Raw genomic sequence first — 15,249 nt, 5'->3', positions numbered from 1 at the left:
GATTAAAATTTTTATTACTTTTTGCTACACCGCTGCTGCGGTGGAGAGGGGGATATTAATGAACAATTTGAAGGCATTGTCTTTTGAGCTGAGAAAAGATGTACTCAATATGATTTTTAAAGCAAAAACAGGACATATCGGCGGAGATTTCAGTGTCATGGATATACTGGTAACTCTTTATTTCAAGCATATGAACGTTTCGCCCGAAACAGTTAACGACAGTGAAAGGGATAGATTTATCCTCAGCAAGGGACATTGTGTGGAAGCCCTGTACAGCGTTCTGGCAGGGAGAGGCTTTTTTCCCAAAGCCGATCTGGAAACCTATTCGCAATTTAAATCAAAATATATCGGACACCCTACCAACAAGGTTAACGGCATCGAAATGAATTCCGGTTCCCTGGGACATGGCCTGTCTGTGGCAGTTGGAATGGCACTGGCTGCAAAGATGGATAAATCCTCCTACAGAGTTTATACCGTCATGGGGGACGGTGAACTGGCAGAGGGCTCGGTGTGGGAAGGGGCCATGGCGGCCGGACACTACAAGCTGGATAATCTCACGGCTGTAGTGGACAGAAACCGTCTGCAGATCTCCGGAACCACAGAAGAAGTTATGAACCAGGACAACCAGGACGAAAGATGGAGCAGTTTCGGCTGGAATGTGATACATGCCGAGGGCAACAACCTGGAAGCCCTGGATAAGGCATTTGAGGCTGCCAAGGCAGCAAAGGGCAAGCCCACAGTGATTATTGCCGATACTATAAAAGGCTATGGAGTATCCTTTATGGAAAATTCAAAACAGTGGCATCATAAGATTCCGGGTCAGGATGAGTATGAGAAGGCAATTGCAGAATTGGACCAGAGGAGGTTGGCGGCAAATGAATAAAATACCAAATCGTCAGGCAATATGTGATATTTTAGTAGAGAAAGCAAACACTGATAAGGATATTGTAGTTCTTTGCAGCGATTCCAGAGGTTCTGCTTCATTAGCTCCTTTTGCGGATACCCATCCGGAACAGTTTGTGGAGACAGGTATTGCCGAACAAAACATCGTATCCATTGCAGCAGGGCTTGCAAAATGCGGCAAAAAAGCCTATGTGGCTTCTCCGGCCTGTTTTCTGTCCACAAGGAGTATGGAACAGGCAAAGGTTGATGTGGCTTACTCCAATACGAATGTAAAGCTTATCGGCATCAGCGGAGGTGTCAGCTATGGGGCCCTGGGAATGACCCATCACTCGGCGCAGGATATTGCATCAATGACCTCAATACCGAATATGAGGGTATACATTCCAAGCGACCGTATACAGACCAGAGCCTTATTCGAAAATCTGCTGAAAGATGAGAAACCGGCCTACATACGTGTGGGACGAAATCCTGTGGAAGATGTTTATGAAGAGGGAGGGCTGGACTTTGAAATGGACAGGGCAACCGTTGTCCATGAAGGAACCGATCTGACCGTTATAGCCTGCGGGGAGCTGGTAAAGCCGGCTCAGAAAGCTGCCGGGATCCTGCAGGAACAGGGTATATCGGTAAGAGTTCTGGATATGTATTGTGTCAAGCCCATTGATAGGGCTGCAGTAGAAAAGGCTGCTGCTGAGACAGGGGCTATAATAACAATGGAGGAACATTCACAATATGGCGGGCTTGGAGCTATGGTCAGCCAGATTGTAGCAAGTACCGCTCCGAAAAAAGTGATCAATCTGGCGCTGCCTGATGAGCCGGTAGTGACGGGAGTATCCAAAGAGATATTTGACTATTATGGCTTAAATGAAACCGGATTGGTCAGTATAGCAAAAGAATTGCTGAACAGATAAATTACGTTTTTTTAAACTGCCCATACCGGGCACCGTTGCGGGAACTGACGGGGGGTCAAACTCCGTAGTATCTATATAAAAAATATATATTAAATTTTCGGGAGGATGTAATTTATGAAAAGAAAGTTTTTATCACTTCTTATGGCAGTTGCATTAACAGGTTCACTGCTTGCCGGCTGCGGCAGCACCAAACAGGCCGAATCAACCAATTCATCGGCAGCTCCTTCATCAACTGCAGCATCAACTCAGGCAGCAGAAACATCTGCGGGTGATGCGGGCACAGCCAAGCCTCTTACAGGCGGGGGATCGAAAATAGTGTATATAATCACCCCTTCACATTCAAATCCGTTCTTTAAGACCGAAGCTGAAGCAGCTGCTGCGAAAGCAAAGGCTCTGGGTTATGAAGTTAAGACGGTATCACACGACGACGACCCTACAAAACAGGCAGAATTATTTGATACAGCAATATCTGAAAAGGCGGCTGCAATCATCTGTGACAATGCTGGCTCGGATGCAACCGTTGCAGCAGTTAAGAAAGCAAGGGACAACAATATTCCAACTTTCCTTATAGACAGAGAAATAAACGAGTCCGGAATTGCAATTTCACAGATAGTTGCAAACAACTACCAGGGTGCAAAGGCAGTTGCCGAAATATTTGTTGAAGCAATGGGTGAAAAGGGTAAATACGCAGAACTGCTGGGCAAGGAATCAGATACAAATGCAGGTGTGAGATCAAAGGCTTTCCATGAAGTTATAGACCAGTATTCCGATATGAAGCTTGTTGCTACACAAACCGCCAACTGGGAACAGACAGAGGCATATACAAAGATGGAAACCATTCTTCAATCCAACCCCGATATCAAAGGCGTAATCTGCGGTAACGACACAATGGCAATGGGTGCTGCGGCAGCTATAAAGGCAGCCGGTCTGAAGGGCATAGCCATAATCGGAGTTGATGGCAGCGACGATGTGAGAGATGCCATAAAAGCAGGTGACATTACTGCTACAGCTCTTCAGCAGGCAGCGTTGATCTCTGAGATGGCAGTCGAACAGGCTGACAAATATTTAAAGACCGGCGCTACCGGTGCTGATGAAAAGCAGCTTGTAGACTGTATCGCCATTACAAAAGATAATGCCGATAAATTATCAGCTTTCAAATTCAGCAAATAATAGCGAACAATAGTAAATAATATTGTATAGTTAATAAGGGGACTGTTGCAGGAAAAGCAAATGTAATGCAGGTATTTCAATTGCTTAAATTGGCAGCAGCCCCTTAAATCCGAAAAAAGTCAGTTATTATCAGTCCGCAAAGCCTCCTGAATTCATAAACTTCTAGCTATTTATGGACTTTGATGATATTTTGAGATGTAATTGATTTTCGAATTTTCTTTTATCATTATGAGAAGCTCACAAAAGACAAGATATTCTATCAGAACAAGGAGGAAGTATATGAAAAAGAAAGTTTTGCTTGTGTTGCTGGCAGCAGTTTTAATGCTTTCATCATTAACGGGCTGCATCAAGATTGTTAAAACCGGCGAAGAATATAAATTGACAGGTGAGACCCAATTCAATGCGGGGGATGATGTTGCAGGGATATGGGACTCAAAAGCAGTTCCAGAGTTAACTGAAAAGGCGGTGGACCTGCTTGCTTTCTTAAATGAGGCCAACGGGGATTTCAAATCTCTGGACAAGAAGTACGGAAAGTATTCCATGGGCACATCAGGCGAGCTTAATTATACGGTAAAGGGCGAGGCAACGGTAAAGGAAGTCAACACCGAAAAGAAATCGGGCTATATAGAAGTGACTCTGGAGGGCTATACCGGCCCGGTTGTTATCAGGCTGCAGGTTGGTCCGGTATTTAAGGGTACTTCCATAAGGGATTCGTTAAATATAATCAAATTTGAGGAATATAAGAATCAGGTTGATTTTGCTGCAGTATCCCAGAGTATTCATAAAATTGTTGAGGAAAAAATAATAAAACCGGTGGACCTTGCTTCCTTGGAAGGTAAGAAAATCGAATTTACCGGATGCTTCACGGCAGACAAGGAAGATCTTATTTTAATTACTCCGGTTGCTTTAAATGTGAAATAGAAGGGGGGCAAAACACCGCAATGGATAAAGTTAGCTTAAAAGACTTCTCGCAGAACAATGTTTGCCTGCATGCCGAATGCATGGATAAGATCTACCCCGGCACCAAAGCCCTGGATAATGTCTCCTTTGATGTAATAAAGGGCAGGGTTAACGTTTTGATCGGAGAAAACGGGGCGGGAAAATCCACACTGATGAAGATTATTGCAGGTATTGAACAACCCTCCTCCGGAAAGATCTACATGGACGGGGAAGAGGTTTTGTTCAGGGATACCACTGAGGCAAGAAAACATGGAATAGGTATTATACATCAGGAGCTGAGCCTGTTTCCAAATCTTTCGGTATATCAGAATATCTTTATGGCAAAAGAAAAGACCAGGGGAAAATTGATTCTCGATAACAAAACACATATAGGACTGACAAATAAAATTCTGAATAAACTTGAACACCCTTTGGATGCCAACACCCTGGTGGGGGATTTGAGGGTCGGTCAGCAGCAAATGATAGAAATAGCCAGAAATCTGATTCAGGATGACCTGAAGATATTGATTATGGATGAACCGACTTCATCACTCAGCCAGCAGGAAGTTGATGTACTGTTTAAATTAATGCGGGAATTAACTGCTGAAGGCATATCAATCATATATATTTCTCACAGGCTTGAAGAAATAATGAAGATAGGTGACTATGTCACAGTATTACGGGATGGTAAATTTGTTGCAAATGCGGCGGTAAAGGACATAAGTGTGCCCTGGATCGTACAGCAGATGGTTGGAGAGGGCAAGTCCTACCCCAAAAGAGACAGGAAGATAGATTGGAGCAGGCAGGAAAAGGTATTGGAGGTCAAGGACCTCACACTGCCTAAAAGCGGCGGCGGGTATCTGCTGGACAATGTCTGTTTTGATCTGAAAAAAGGTGAAATACTTGGAATATATGGACTTATGGGCTCGGGCAGAACAGAAATATTTGAATGTATCATGGGGCTTAGACCCGAGCATACCGGAACAATAAATCTGGAAGGTAAAGCACTTAAAGTCAGGAACATATCCGAACAGCTTGACAGAGGCTTTGCAATCGTTCCGGAGGACAGACAGAGAGAAGGGATCATTCAGACTCTGGATATAGGCAAGAATATATCTCTTTCCAGTCTGAAAAATTATGCAAAAGCTTTTTTTGTTGACTCCAAAAAGGAAAATAAATTTATTGATGAACAGATAAAAGATATTCATATAAAGGTTGCGGACAAAAGCCTGCCAATCTTATCACTGTCAGGCGGAAACCAACAGAAGGTAGTTATAGGCAAGGGTATTCTGACAAGTCCCAAGATTCTTTTGCTTGATGAACCCAGCAGGGGTATCGACATTGGTGCAAAAACGGAAGTCTTTGATATTATTAACCAATACGCCGAAAGAGGCCTGTCCATAATTGTTATTTCATCCGAATTGAAGGAAATTGTGGCTATTGCAGACAGGGTTATCGTAGTTTCCAATGGGATTAAAACCGATGAATTTTCGGGTGATGAAATTAAGGAAGAAAGTCTGGTATTAGCCTCATATAAAGGCCACTACGGTAACTAATGGAAGAAAAGGGGAAAGGGACATGAATAATTCTAAAACAATCAAGAAATCAAATAATACTCTGGTCATGAATCTGCTCAAAGGCAGAACGCTGATAGTATTGTCCATATTAGTTGTATTTTTCAGTATTGCAAGTCCTACGTTTTTGTCGGCCGGCAGCCTGCTCCTGATTGCAAAGCACGTTGCACTTTATGGAATACTTGGTATCGGTATGACTTATGTCATCATAAACGGAGGAATAGATCTGTCTGTCGGCGCGATAGTGGGCCTTTCTGGTATGATTGCCGGAGGTCTTATAAATGAAGGTCTCCGTATGTTCGGTTACACCATTTATTTCAGTGTACCGTTGATCGTACTTATAACAATAATCTGCGGGGCATTGATCGGTATAGTAAACGGTCTGGTAATAACAAAATTTAATGTAGCTCCTTTCATAGCAACTCTTGGTATGATGTATATCGCCCGCGGTTTTGCACTGCTCCGTTCCAACGGTGCGACCTTCTCCAATATTGTGGGAAAGGAAGGGCTTGGAAATACGGGCTTTGAGGTTTTTGGCAGAAATGTGGGAGGGATTCCCGTAGGGGCTATAATACTTGCAATAATAGCAGTAATAGCAGCCATTGTGCTCAAAAAGACTCCCTTTGGATGGCATATTCTCTCCATCGGAGGAAATGAAAAGGCTGCAAGATTATCAGGCGTCAAGGTCAAAAAAGTAAAGATAATGGTCTACATGATTTCAGGAATATGTGCGGCCATCGTCGGTATAATAACAGCGTCCCAGCTGGTAGCTGCGCATCCGGCATCGGGGGAATCCTGGGAAATGAACGCCATCGCTGCAACGGTATTGGGCGGAACCTCAATGGCCGGAGGTGTGGGAACAATTGGCGGAACCATAATCGGTGCCTTTGTAATAGGTGTTATTAATGACGGACTGGTTATGTGCGGCGTTTCGGAATTCTGGCAAATGGTTATAAAGGGTCTGGTTATCATATTTGCAGTAGTTATTGACCAGTTCCAGCGCAACCTGCAGGCTAAAATGGCACTGCAGTCCCGTAATGAAAATAAGTAACGGCGGAGGTACACATGAAAAAAAGAGGAATACTAAATGCACAGCTTGCCGGTTATATTGCAGCTCTCGGACATAACGACATATTTTTAATAGGTGATGCAGGGCTGCCCATTCCAGCAGGTGTTCCAACGGTTGACCTTGCTCTGTGCGGCGGCGTACCCAGCTTTGAGCAGGTATTGAGTGCCGTTCTTGAAGAGACACAGGTGGAATTTTATTATCTGGCAGAGGAAATTGCAGGGAAAAATGTTTGCCTGCTGCAATATATAAAGGCTTCCCTGCCAAATGTTGATAATGAGTTTATGCCCCATTCCGAGTTTAAGGAATTCACAAAAAAGGTCAAATTCGCCATACGAACAGGTGAATTTACCCCCTTCCCCAATATTATACTGAGGGCAGGAGTAGCCTTTCCGGTTTAAGCTAATGTAATGCTGTTTGACACAAAGCACTCAGGGGTGAACAAATTAGCCTGTAATAAATGTTCCTCTTATAAATGATATAATCACAGGAGGCTAATTATGAATAAGGGTTTTATTTTAGCATTGGACCAGAGTACTTCAGGAACTAAAACCATGATAGTTGACATAAACGGAGATATTATTGCGAAAGCTTCCCTGGAACATACTCAGCATTATCCCAGGCCCGGCTGGGTTGAACATGATCCCCTTGAAATATATGAAAATGCCAAAAAGCTGCTTGCTGACGTCCTGTCTCAAGCTGAGCTGAAGCCTGAGCATATCAGGGCTTTGGCAATAACAAACCAGCGGGAGACAATAGTTTTATGGGATAAAGCCACCGGCCTGCCGGTGTACAATGCAATTGTCTGGCAGTGCAGACGCACGTCGGATATGTGTGAAAAATTTAAAGAGAAGGGCCTGGAGAAGACAGTAAATGAGAAAACGGGGCTTTTGCTGGACCCTTATTTTTCTGCAACAAAAATAAAATGGATACTGGATAATGTGGAAGGTGTGAGGGAAAAGGCCCAAGCTGGACAAATCCTCACCGGCACCATTGACTCCTGGCTTATCTGGAAACTTACGGGAGGGGCGGTACATGCCACGGATTATACCAATGCCAGCCGTACGCTGCTTTTTAACATACGTACTCTCAGATGGGACAAAGAGCTCATAAAACTCTTCGGGATATATGAGAGTATGCTGCCTGAAATAAAGTATTCGGATGATATATTCGGGTATACATCTGAAAATGAACTGTCGGGGGCAAAGCTACCCATAACGGGTGTCATTGGCGACTCCCAGGGTGCGCTCTTCGGGCAGAACTGCTTTGAAACGGGAATGGTCAAGGCCACCTACGGAACCGGCTCGTCCATCATGATGAATATCGGCAGTGATTATAAGGAAGTAGGAAACGGGCTGGTTACGTCTGTGGCCTGGGGTATGCGCGGCAGGGTTGAATATGCCATTGAGGGAATAGTCCACTGCAGCGGCGACGCATTAAAATGGGTAAAGGATAATCTCGGCCTTTTTCAAAACTTTGAAGAAGCAAAAGATATGGTTAATTCCCTTGAAAGCAATGAAGGGGTATATCTTATCCCTGCATTTGTGGGGCTTGGAATACCCTACTGGGATTCAAATGCCAGAGCGGCTGTTGTGGGCATGTCTAGGGGGAGCCGGAAGGAGCATGTTGTCAGGGCAGCCATAGAATCAACCGCATACCAGATCAAGGATGCCATAGATACCATGACACAGGAGGCGGGTATACGGCCCAGAGAAGTGCGTGTTGACGGAGGTCCCACCAGGGATGCTTTCCTCATGCAATTTCAGGCAGACATGCTGGATATTCAGGTGGCAGGTGCTGAAATTGCAGAGCTGTCATCCATGGGGTCGGTTTATCTGGCCGGACTTGCTGTGGGTTTATGGGACAGTAAGGAAGAGATAAAGTGTTTGAGAAAAGCATGCAATGTTTACAGCCCGGCAATGGATTCCGGTACACGGAATGAACTGTATCGGGGCTGGAAGGCTGCCGTAAAAAGAGTACTGTGCTGAATACAAAAAACGTTTGACACCTACAAGTATAACTCATAAAATTTATTTGATATAATTAACATATTGACATTATAAAATAATAAAACACCGCTTTAGGGGAGTTATTATTTTATAATGTCTCAGATGAAAATTGGGTTATCTGTTATCTGGATAAAATGGAGTGATTATGATGAAATTAACTGTTAAGGATATAGCAAAGGCGGCAAATGTTTCACCTGCCACAGTGTCCAATGCTCTTAACAACAGAAAGGGAGTAAGTGAGGAAATAAAGCAGAATGTCCTGAAAGCTGCCAGAGAGCTTGGGTATACCAGGGAAACCGCTTCCGACAAAAGTACCATAAGGCTGGTTATATTCAAAAGGCATGGCTATGTTGTCAATGATACTCCATTTTTTTCTTCCCTGATAGAGGGAATAGAGAAGGAATGCAGGCAGCAGGGATATCAACTGCTTATTTCCCACATAAGCATTATGGAGAAGGACTTCAGGGAGATCATAGCAGGTCTGAATAATGACAGTGCTTCGGGAATGCTTATACTTGCAACCGAAATGCTGAGTGAAGACCTTGAGCTGTTCGGTAATTACAGAAACCCAATTGTTTTACTTGACAGCTGTCTCAGGGACAGCAATATTAATTCGGTTCTCATAAACAATGAAGATGCATCATTCAGAGCAACCAGTTATTTAATAGAAAATGGGCATACCGAGATAGGCTACATCGGCAGTTCGGCCTTTATAAAAAACTTTTTTTACAGAAGGCAGGGATTTCTGGACGCCTTGCATGAAGCCAGGATAGCTGTAAAAAAGGAGTATCTTATTTCTGTCGAGCCCACAATGGAAGGTGCATACAGGGATATGTCGGCCTTTCTGGAAAACAACAAAAACCTGCCGACAGCCTTTTTTGCAGACAATGACACTATTGCCTTCGGAGTAATGAGAGCTTTAAAGGAAAAGGGTGTTAATATTCCAAAGGATGTTTCCATCATAGGTTTTGATGATATGCCCTTCTGTGAGATAACAAGTCCGAGACTGACAACAATAAAGGTATTTAAACAGGAAATGGGAAGCACTGCCGTAAAAAGGCTGATGTCATTGATGACTGAAGGCGGCGGGCCTTCACAAAAAATTCAGATCAATACCGAACTTATTGTCAGGGACAGTGTCCGTGACCAGAAATAACAAGTTTTTAGCATAGGAGAGTGTGCAGCTTGAATAAAATACTGAATTTTGGATCATTGAATATAGATATTGTCTATAGCTTGGATCATATAGTCCGTCCCGGTGAAACAATTTCTTCCCGGGAAATCAATACCTTCTGCGGAGGAAAGGGACTGAATCAGTCTGTAGCAATAGCAAGATCGGGACTTGAGGTTTATCATGCCGGGAAAATAGGCAGGGATGGAGCTGTAATAAGAGAGGCTCTGGACGGGGCAGGGATAAAGTGCGATTTCCTGCTGGAAAGTGAAGGGCGTACAGGGAATGCGCTGATTCAAAAGGATAAGTCCGGTCAAAACAGTATTATACTTTTTGGCGGTACAAATAAGGAAATAACTGCCGGTGAGATAGACCAAATATTAGAGCAGTTTTCCGAAAACGATATTCTGATTTCCCAAAATGAGATAAGTAATGTACCCTACCTGCTTGAAGAAGCCCGGAAACGTAAGATGAAAATAGCATTTAACCCTTCCCCTATGGAGGACTGGATCAAAAATACTTCACTGGAAGGTATAACCTGGCTGGTAATCAATGAAATAGAAGGGGAAGATCTTACAGGTTCCAGCAAGCCGGAAGAAATAACAGAACGGCTCCTGGAAAAATATCCCGATATCTGCATTGTTCTGACCCTGGGAAAAAACGGGGTTATTTATTCGGATAAATCCGGTCAGTTCCGGCATGATGCATATAATGTAAAAGTGGTTGATACAACTGCAGCAGGTGATACCTTTTTAGGGTACTTTATAGGGTCAATAGCAAAAGGTTCGGATGTTCCCACCTCCCTGAAGCTTGCCTCGCTTGCCGCATCACTGGCTGTTTCAAAGGCAGGTGCCGTCTCGTCCATACCAACAGTTGAAATGGTAATGGATATGCTTGAATAAAAATTCATATCTAAAAAATTAATACTTGTACGAAGTAATGCGACGGCTATGTTTATAGCCGTTTTTTTATTGGCACAAGCTGTATCAGACTAAAAAACATACAGCAATTAAAACATCAAAATGCATTTTGAAAAAAATAATTATGGAATTAGATGTTAAATCAACTCTAAAATTTACTATTGAATATAGGAATAAATTTTAGGAGTTGAAAAGGATGTACACCAGAGCACCGGATAAATCGGCAGCGGCACAGAACAAAAACCTCCAGAACTCATCATCCAGGCAAAAACCCCTGGTCAAGCAGCCCAACTATATAGAAATAATTCAACGTCTCAAAAGACTGCCCAATTCATTGACACAGCAGGATATAAATATCCTACAGAAAACCATCGGAAATCAGGCAGTTATTAAGCTGCTTACCGATATTAAAAAGATACCTCCAAAAAACAACCAACCCGGTCAAGACAAAGAAACTACTCCCGGCACTCAGGATAAGCAGCCGGATTCTAAAATGCAGCAATCGGAAAAACAACAGTCGGAATTGCAGCAACAGGATGCCGGCAGCAAGACCGCGGAAAAAAGCGGGGAACAAAGTGACTCGGGTGACCTGAAGACCAGGTCGTCAGAGGCATCCGGACCGGCTGAACAAAAGGTTGAAAAGCAGGAAACAAAGGAAAAGGCTGCTCCGGTAACGGCAGAAAAGTCCAACGCTGAAACTGCTCTAAATAAATCAGATGCAGGGGGAAATACCGGCACTGTTTTAAGTAAATCCGATGCAGGCAGTAATATCGGTAAGCAAGTAAACCTAAAAGAGAGTGAACCGGTAAAGGAAAACTCTTCGCCGCAGGAGACTTTACAGCAAAACAAAGAGCCCCTTCCAGCAAAACTTGAAAACAAGGAGGGTACCGCTGTCCAGACAGGTAAAGAATCACAACCTGCTTCCCCCAAGGAAGACAAAGCAGCTGAGGGAGGTAAGCCAGCTGAGGATAAAAAAGCAGAAGAAGCAGCTGCTGATAAAAATACAGCAGCAGCTAATAAAGATCCCCAAGCCAAACAGGAAGCCGTGTCACCTGTGGAAGATATCCCAGCTCCAGCAGGCTCTGAAAAAGCCGGCAAGGCTGAAGGTGCTGCAAATACTGAGAAAGCTCAAAAGCAGGCAGCAAAGGCACCTGCAGTCAAAATCTCGGGCGAGGATCCCTTAAAGATACTGAATCAGCTGGGAAGCATTCCACCTACCGAAGCAGTTAATGCATTCTCCCAGGCCGCTGCTGTTTCAGACGGTGCCTTTGAGAAACAGCGGGCGAAGACACAGTCTGTTATGCCTGAAATACCCACGCCTACAGGGCTTCCTGCAAAAAAGGACAAGGGCTTAAAAGCTGCCGTCGCAAGGGTAAAGGAAATAAAGCATAACGAACCTGCGGCCTACAAGAGCGAAAAGGCAGGAGGAAAAGCGCAGGAAGGAATGCCTGGTGACATTAAATTGAGTTCAGACCCGGAGGCCGACGCAGATGATGTAATGGCCGAGGCAAGGGAATATTCGAAGAATACACCGTCAATCGGAATGACGGGAGAAGCCGACCCAAATCAGATGGAGGGCTTTAAGGCCGAGGCGGGACAAAATGTGCAGTCGGCCAAGCAGGCCGAATTGAGCCAGACAAATCAGGAATTCGGAGAAAACGGCATAGCACCCCAGGAAGATCCAACAAAAATAAAGGCCGCAAAACCCATAAGCGGAGTCATACCTCTTGGGCTGGACATCAACAGGACAGCACCCATACCTCCTGACGTAGCTTCCATAGCAAATCCACAACTGAGTTCCGAACTGAAAACCTTTATGCAGGGAAAAGAAAACGAATACCAGCAGGGCAAGGCTCAATTCGATACGGGAGTATCCAATGCAAAACAAAATGCCAATGAGCAGATAGAAAGCCAAAAGACACAGGCACGTGATACCCAGCTAAAGGAACAGGCCAATGCAAAAGCCGAGGTGGAAGGCTATAGAAATCAGTGGAGGAACGAGGTAAACACCGCAAGTGCCGAATATGACAAAGAGGCAAGTACCGAGGCAGAGAAAAAGAAAAAAGAAGTAGGACAGATAAAGGACGAAAAAGAGGGCGAAGTCAAAAAGGCAATGTCCCAGGCAGAAAAGGATGCCGACAGGGAATGTAAAACAGCAAAAAAGGAAGCCGAAGAAAAGAAAAAGGAAGGCGAAAAGGAGCACAAAAAAAACATCTTCGAAAAAGCCTGGGATTGGGCCAAGGACAAGGTGGAAAAAGCGGTAGACTTCGTAAAGAAAGCGGTAAGCTTTGTATTTGACAAGCTGCGCCAGGTGGTAAAAACCATATTTGAAAAAGCAAAACAGGCAGCAATGGGATTGATAGAGGCAGGTAGAAGACTGGTAGTCGGCGCAATCAAAGGACTTGGAAATGTACTGAAAGGCCTTGTGAAAAAAGTATTTGCCAAATTCCCCGGGATATCCAAAAAAATATGCGGTTTTATAGACAATGCCGTAAACAAGGCCACAAAAATAGTAAATGCAGCCGCAGACAAGCTGAAAAAGGGAGTTACCACAGTACTGGACAAAATGGCAAAAACAGTGGACGGCATGTTTACAGGAATACAGAAGCTGTATAAGACAGTAATGTCAGGAATAAAAAAATTCCTCAGCATGGATTTTAAAAAAGTATTCAATGTAGTACTGGAAGGAGCCCAGATAGCAGCAGAAATAGCGGCAGCAGTTGCAACAGGCGGAGGGAGTGTAGTAGTACAGATAGTAACCTGGCTCACAACAACACTGCCCCAGATATTAAAACAGGTTGGCTCGGTATTAAACATTGTCAACACAATCAGAAGCATAAAGCTGTCGGATGTAAAACAGATACTTAGCATAGCGGGAATAGGAGGCTACCTTGTAAAAGGCCTGTTCGGACAGCTAAGGGGCTTGCCTCAGGAGCCCAAGGAAGAAGAGGAAAAAGAACCGGCAGCAGGCCGTGAAGAAAAAGGGCTCATAAAAGTACTGCATGCCTTGACAAAAGTCTTGAACGTCCTAAAAGGCATATATGACAAAATAGCAGGAGGACTGAACAAAATACTGGGGGTCATAAACATAGTGGCAAAACCCTGGTTTGAAGTCTTCAGTGCAATATATGCAGGCGTGGTGACAGTAATCGAAAAAGTGGGGAATCCCGCACAAGCCCTCAGCGAAGGAGCAGAAAAACTAAAAGAGGCAGTAGGAAACTTCTTTGGCAGCATAAAAACCAAAGTAAAAGAAATCTCGGGAAGCATCAAAGAAAAAGTAACATTGCTGGGACAGCCTGCCCAGCTCATAAAAACCATAGCCAACAAGGCAGTGGACATGGTGCTGAACTTTATAATCACACATCCGCCCTCAGCCCTGATAAAAGCTGTATTCAAAGGGATAGAGGCAATAGCCGGCAAATCCATAGTAGAGCTGATCAGGCAATACATACCCTATGCCGACAAAATACTGGACAAAATCGCAGGTTCAGGTCCGGTACAGGGCATAATGAAACCCCTGGAGGGCCCTGTAAAAACAGTGGGAGGCATGATAGACCAGGTCACAGACCAGACAACAGGAATGGTGGACAGTGCCGAGAAAACAACCCTATCCAGCATGGGTAACGGGGCCAAACTCATGACAGCCATGGGAATAGGAGGAAATGCAGGCGGCAAGGAAAGCGAACAGGCCCAGGGAGGCGGTAAGGGAGACAGCAAAGGCGGCAGTAAAGGCGGCAGTAAAGATGGAGGCGGAGAAGACTTCTTCGGAACCATCAAGAGCGGCATACATAACAACCTCATGACACTAGGCCTAATAAACCTTAAGAAGCTTGGAATGCAGATACTGGCAGCCGGAGCAGCCAAAATAACAGGAGCAATAAGAAAAATGCTCACTCCGAAGGTCAAATTCAAGCTGGGCAACGAAACCCATGAGCTGTGGGTGGAAAAAGGCCAAAACACAAATGTTGTTATGATGGCCAGCGATGAAAAAACATTGGAAGATCAAATTCAAGCAGGAAAAATACCAGATAATGGAGAAGTAAATGATAAAAATAAAAAGATAAAAAATGAAACAAATGAGCAGAAAATCCCACAAGAAAGCAACGAGTTAATAGGTACTTTACAACAGACTGATACGGGAGTAAGTGAAGGTAAAGATCAAAATAGTAAACCTACGATATATACCCTCAAGGAGCAGTTTACTAAGGAACTCAGAAAAAAGAAACCTAAGTATTCACCAAGTATCGATAAGTGGCTTGGTGGTAATTTTGGTAGGGTAGGTACTATTTCAATCGCCCAAAATTGGGTTTGGACATACCACGACTGGGAAGGTCATTCTGTGAGTTATCCAGATGAATACCCGGATTTCAAATCTGCAGGGATGGTAATACAAGAAGTGCCGATTGGGAAGTTTGAAAGTTATTATAAAGATTTTCAAAAGGCAGACGAGCTTGCTCCTAAAGGCCCTAAGGCTAGCACTAGTACATGGCATCATCACCAGAATGGAACTACAATGCAAGAAGTAAATGCAAAACTACATAGTCGGTTTACACACGAAGGTGGAATGGCACTTTCTAAAAAATAAAGGA

Annotated in this window: 11 protein-coding genes; all 11 read left to right on the top strand. The window is 44.0% G+C overall.

The window, feature by feature from the left end; translation table 11 throughout:
* The first annotated feature begins 58 nt into the window (after positions 1-58).
* The 11 genes from CTER_RS21000 to CTER_RS28605 all read left to right on the top strand — a co-directional run bounded on the left by CTER_RS21000 (position 59) and on the right by CTER_RS28605 (position 15,245).
* Positions 59-883, top strand: a complete 825-nt coding sequence (locus CTER_RS21000; protein WP_004629114.1) for a transketolase — start codon at positions 59-61, stop codon at positions 881-883.
* The gene (locus CTER_RS20995) at positions 876-1,811 is read left to right on the top strand and encodes a transketolase family protein (RefSeq protein ID WP_004629145.1); all 936 of its coding nucleotides are present in this window, start codon (positions 876-878) and stop codon (positions 1,809-1,811) included. Before CTER_RS21000 ends, CTER_RS20995 begins: the two co-directional genes overlap by 8 nt.
* Positions 1,812-1,925: 114 nt before the next feature.
* Entirely contained in the window at positions 1,926-2,981 is a 1,056-nt protein-coding gene (locus CTER_RS20990; RefSeq protein WP_004629216.1) for a D-ribose ABC transporter substrate-binding protein, read from the top strand.
* A 279-nt stretch (positions 2,982-3,260) separates the two neighbouring features.
* On the top strand, positions 3,261-3,902 hold the full coding sequence (locus tag CTER_RS20985) for a DUF2291 domain-containing protein (RefSeq protein WP_004629079.1): 642 nt from the start codon (positions 3,261-3,263) through the stop codon (positions 3,900-3,902).
* 20 nt (positions 3,903-3,922) lie between these two features.
* Positions 3,923-5,476: a sugar ABC transporter ATP-binding protein gene (locus tag CTER_RS20980; protein WP_004629200.1), complete on the top strand. Its 1,554-nt coding sequence runs from the start codon at positions 3,923-3,925 to the stop codon at positions 5,474-5,476.
* Positions 5,477-5,498: 22 nt separating this feature from the next.
* A complete protein-coding gene (locus CTER_RS20975) occupies positions 5,499-6,545 on the top strand; it encodes an ABC transporter permease (protein ID WP_004629102.1) in 1,047 nt (348 codons plus the stop codon).
* A gap of 14 nt (positions 6,546-6,559) precedes the next feature.
* A complete protein-coding gene (rbsD, locus tag CTER_RS20970; protein ID WP_004629095.1) occupies positions 6,560-6,961 on the top strand; it encodes a D-ribose pyranase in 402 nt (133 codons plus the stop codon).
* Positions 6,962-7,060: 99 nt separating this feature from the next.
* Positions 7,061-8,548 (top strand): glycerol kinase GlpK, encoded by a 1,488-nt coding sequence (gene glpK / locus CTER_RS20965; protein WP_004629000.1) that lies wholly within the window; start codon positions 7,061-7,063, stop codon positions 8,546-8,548.
* A 166-nt stretch (positions 8,549-8,714) separates the two neighbouring features.
* Complete coding sequence (locus CTER_RS20960; RefSeq protein WP_004629048.1) at positions 8,715-9,725, top strand: LacI family DNA-binding transcriptional regulator; 1,011 nt, start codon at positions 8,715-8,717, stop codon at positions 9,723-9,725.
* A gap of 29 nt (positions 9,726-9,754) precedes the next feature.
* Positions 9,755-10,642, top strand: a complete 888-nt coding sequence (locus CTER_RS20955; protein ID WP_004629158.1) for a ribokinase — start codon at positions 9,755-9,757, stop codon at positions 10,640-10,642.
* Between the two features lie 214 nt (positions 10,643-10,856).
* Positions 10,857-15,245, top strand: coding sequence for an HNH endonuclease (locus CTER_RS28605; RefSeq protein WP_004629086.1), 4,389 nt, complete (start codon positions 10,857-10,859; stop codon positions 15,243-15,245).
* Positions 15,246-15,249: the final 4 nt, after the last annotated feature.

Origin of the sequence: Ruminiclostridium cellobioparum subsp. termitidis CT1112 (genome assembly GCF_000350485.1) — a bacterium.
Taxonomy (GTDB): domain Bacteria; phylum Bacillota; class Clostridia; order Acetivibrionales; family DSM-1351; genus Ruminiclostridium; species Ruminiclostridium termitidis.
Note: the sequence above shows the minus strand (reverse complement) of the source record. Positions and strands in the feature narration are given on the sequence as shown.

Excerpts from the sequence above, each read along its gene's own strand:
- CTER_RS21000 (WP_004629114.1), top strand. The coding sequence starts at position 59 with ATGAACAATTTGAAGGCATTGTCTTTTGAGCTGAGAAAAGATGTACTC.
- CTER_RS20995 (WP_004629145.1), top strand. The coding sequence starts at position 876 with ATGAATAAAATACCAAATCGTCAGGCAATATGTGATATTTTAGTAGAG.
- CTER_RS20990 (WP_004629216.1), top strand. The coding sequence starts at position 1,926 with ATGAAAAGAAAGTTTTTATCACTTCTTATGGCAGTTGCATTAACAGGT.
- CTER_RS20985 (WP_004629079.1), top strand. The coding sequence starts at position 3,261 with ATGAAAAAGAAAGTTTTGCTTGTGTTGCTGGCAGCAGTTTTAATGCTT.
- CTER_RS20980 (WP_004629200.1), top strand. The coding sequence starts at position 3,923 with ATGGATAAAGTTAGCTTAAAAGACTTCTCGCAGAACAATGTTTGCCTG.
- CTER_RS20975 (WP_004629102.1), top strand. The coding sequence starts at position 5,499 with ATGAATAATTCTAAAACAATCAAGAAATCAAATAATACTCTGGTCATG.
- rbsD (WP_004629095.1), top strand. The coding sequence starts at position 6,560 with ATGAAAAAAAGAGGAATACTAAATGCACAGCTTGCCGGTTATATTGCA.
- glpK (WP_004629000.1), top strand. The coding sequence starts at position 7,061 with ATGAATAAGGGTTTTATTTTAGCATTGGACCAGAGTACTTCAGGAACT.
- CTER_RS20960 (WP_004629048.1), top strand. The coding sequence starts at position 8,715 with ATGATGAAATTAACTGTTAAGGATATAGCAAAGGCGGCAAATGTTTCA.
- CTER_RS28605 (WP_004629086.1), top strand. The coding sequence starts at position 10,857 with ATGTACACCAGAGCACCGGATAAATCGGCAGCGGCACAGAACAAAAAC.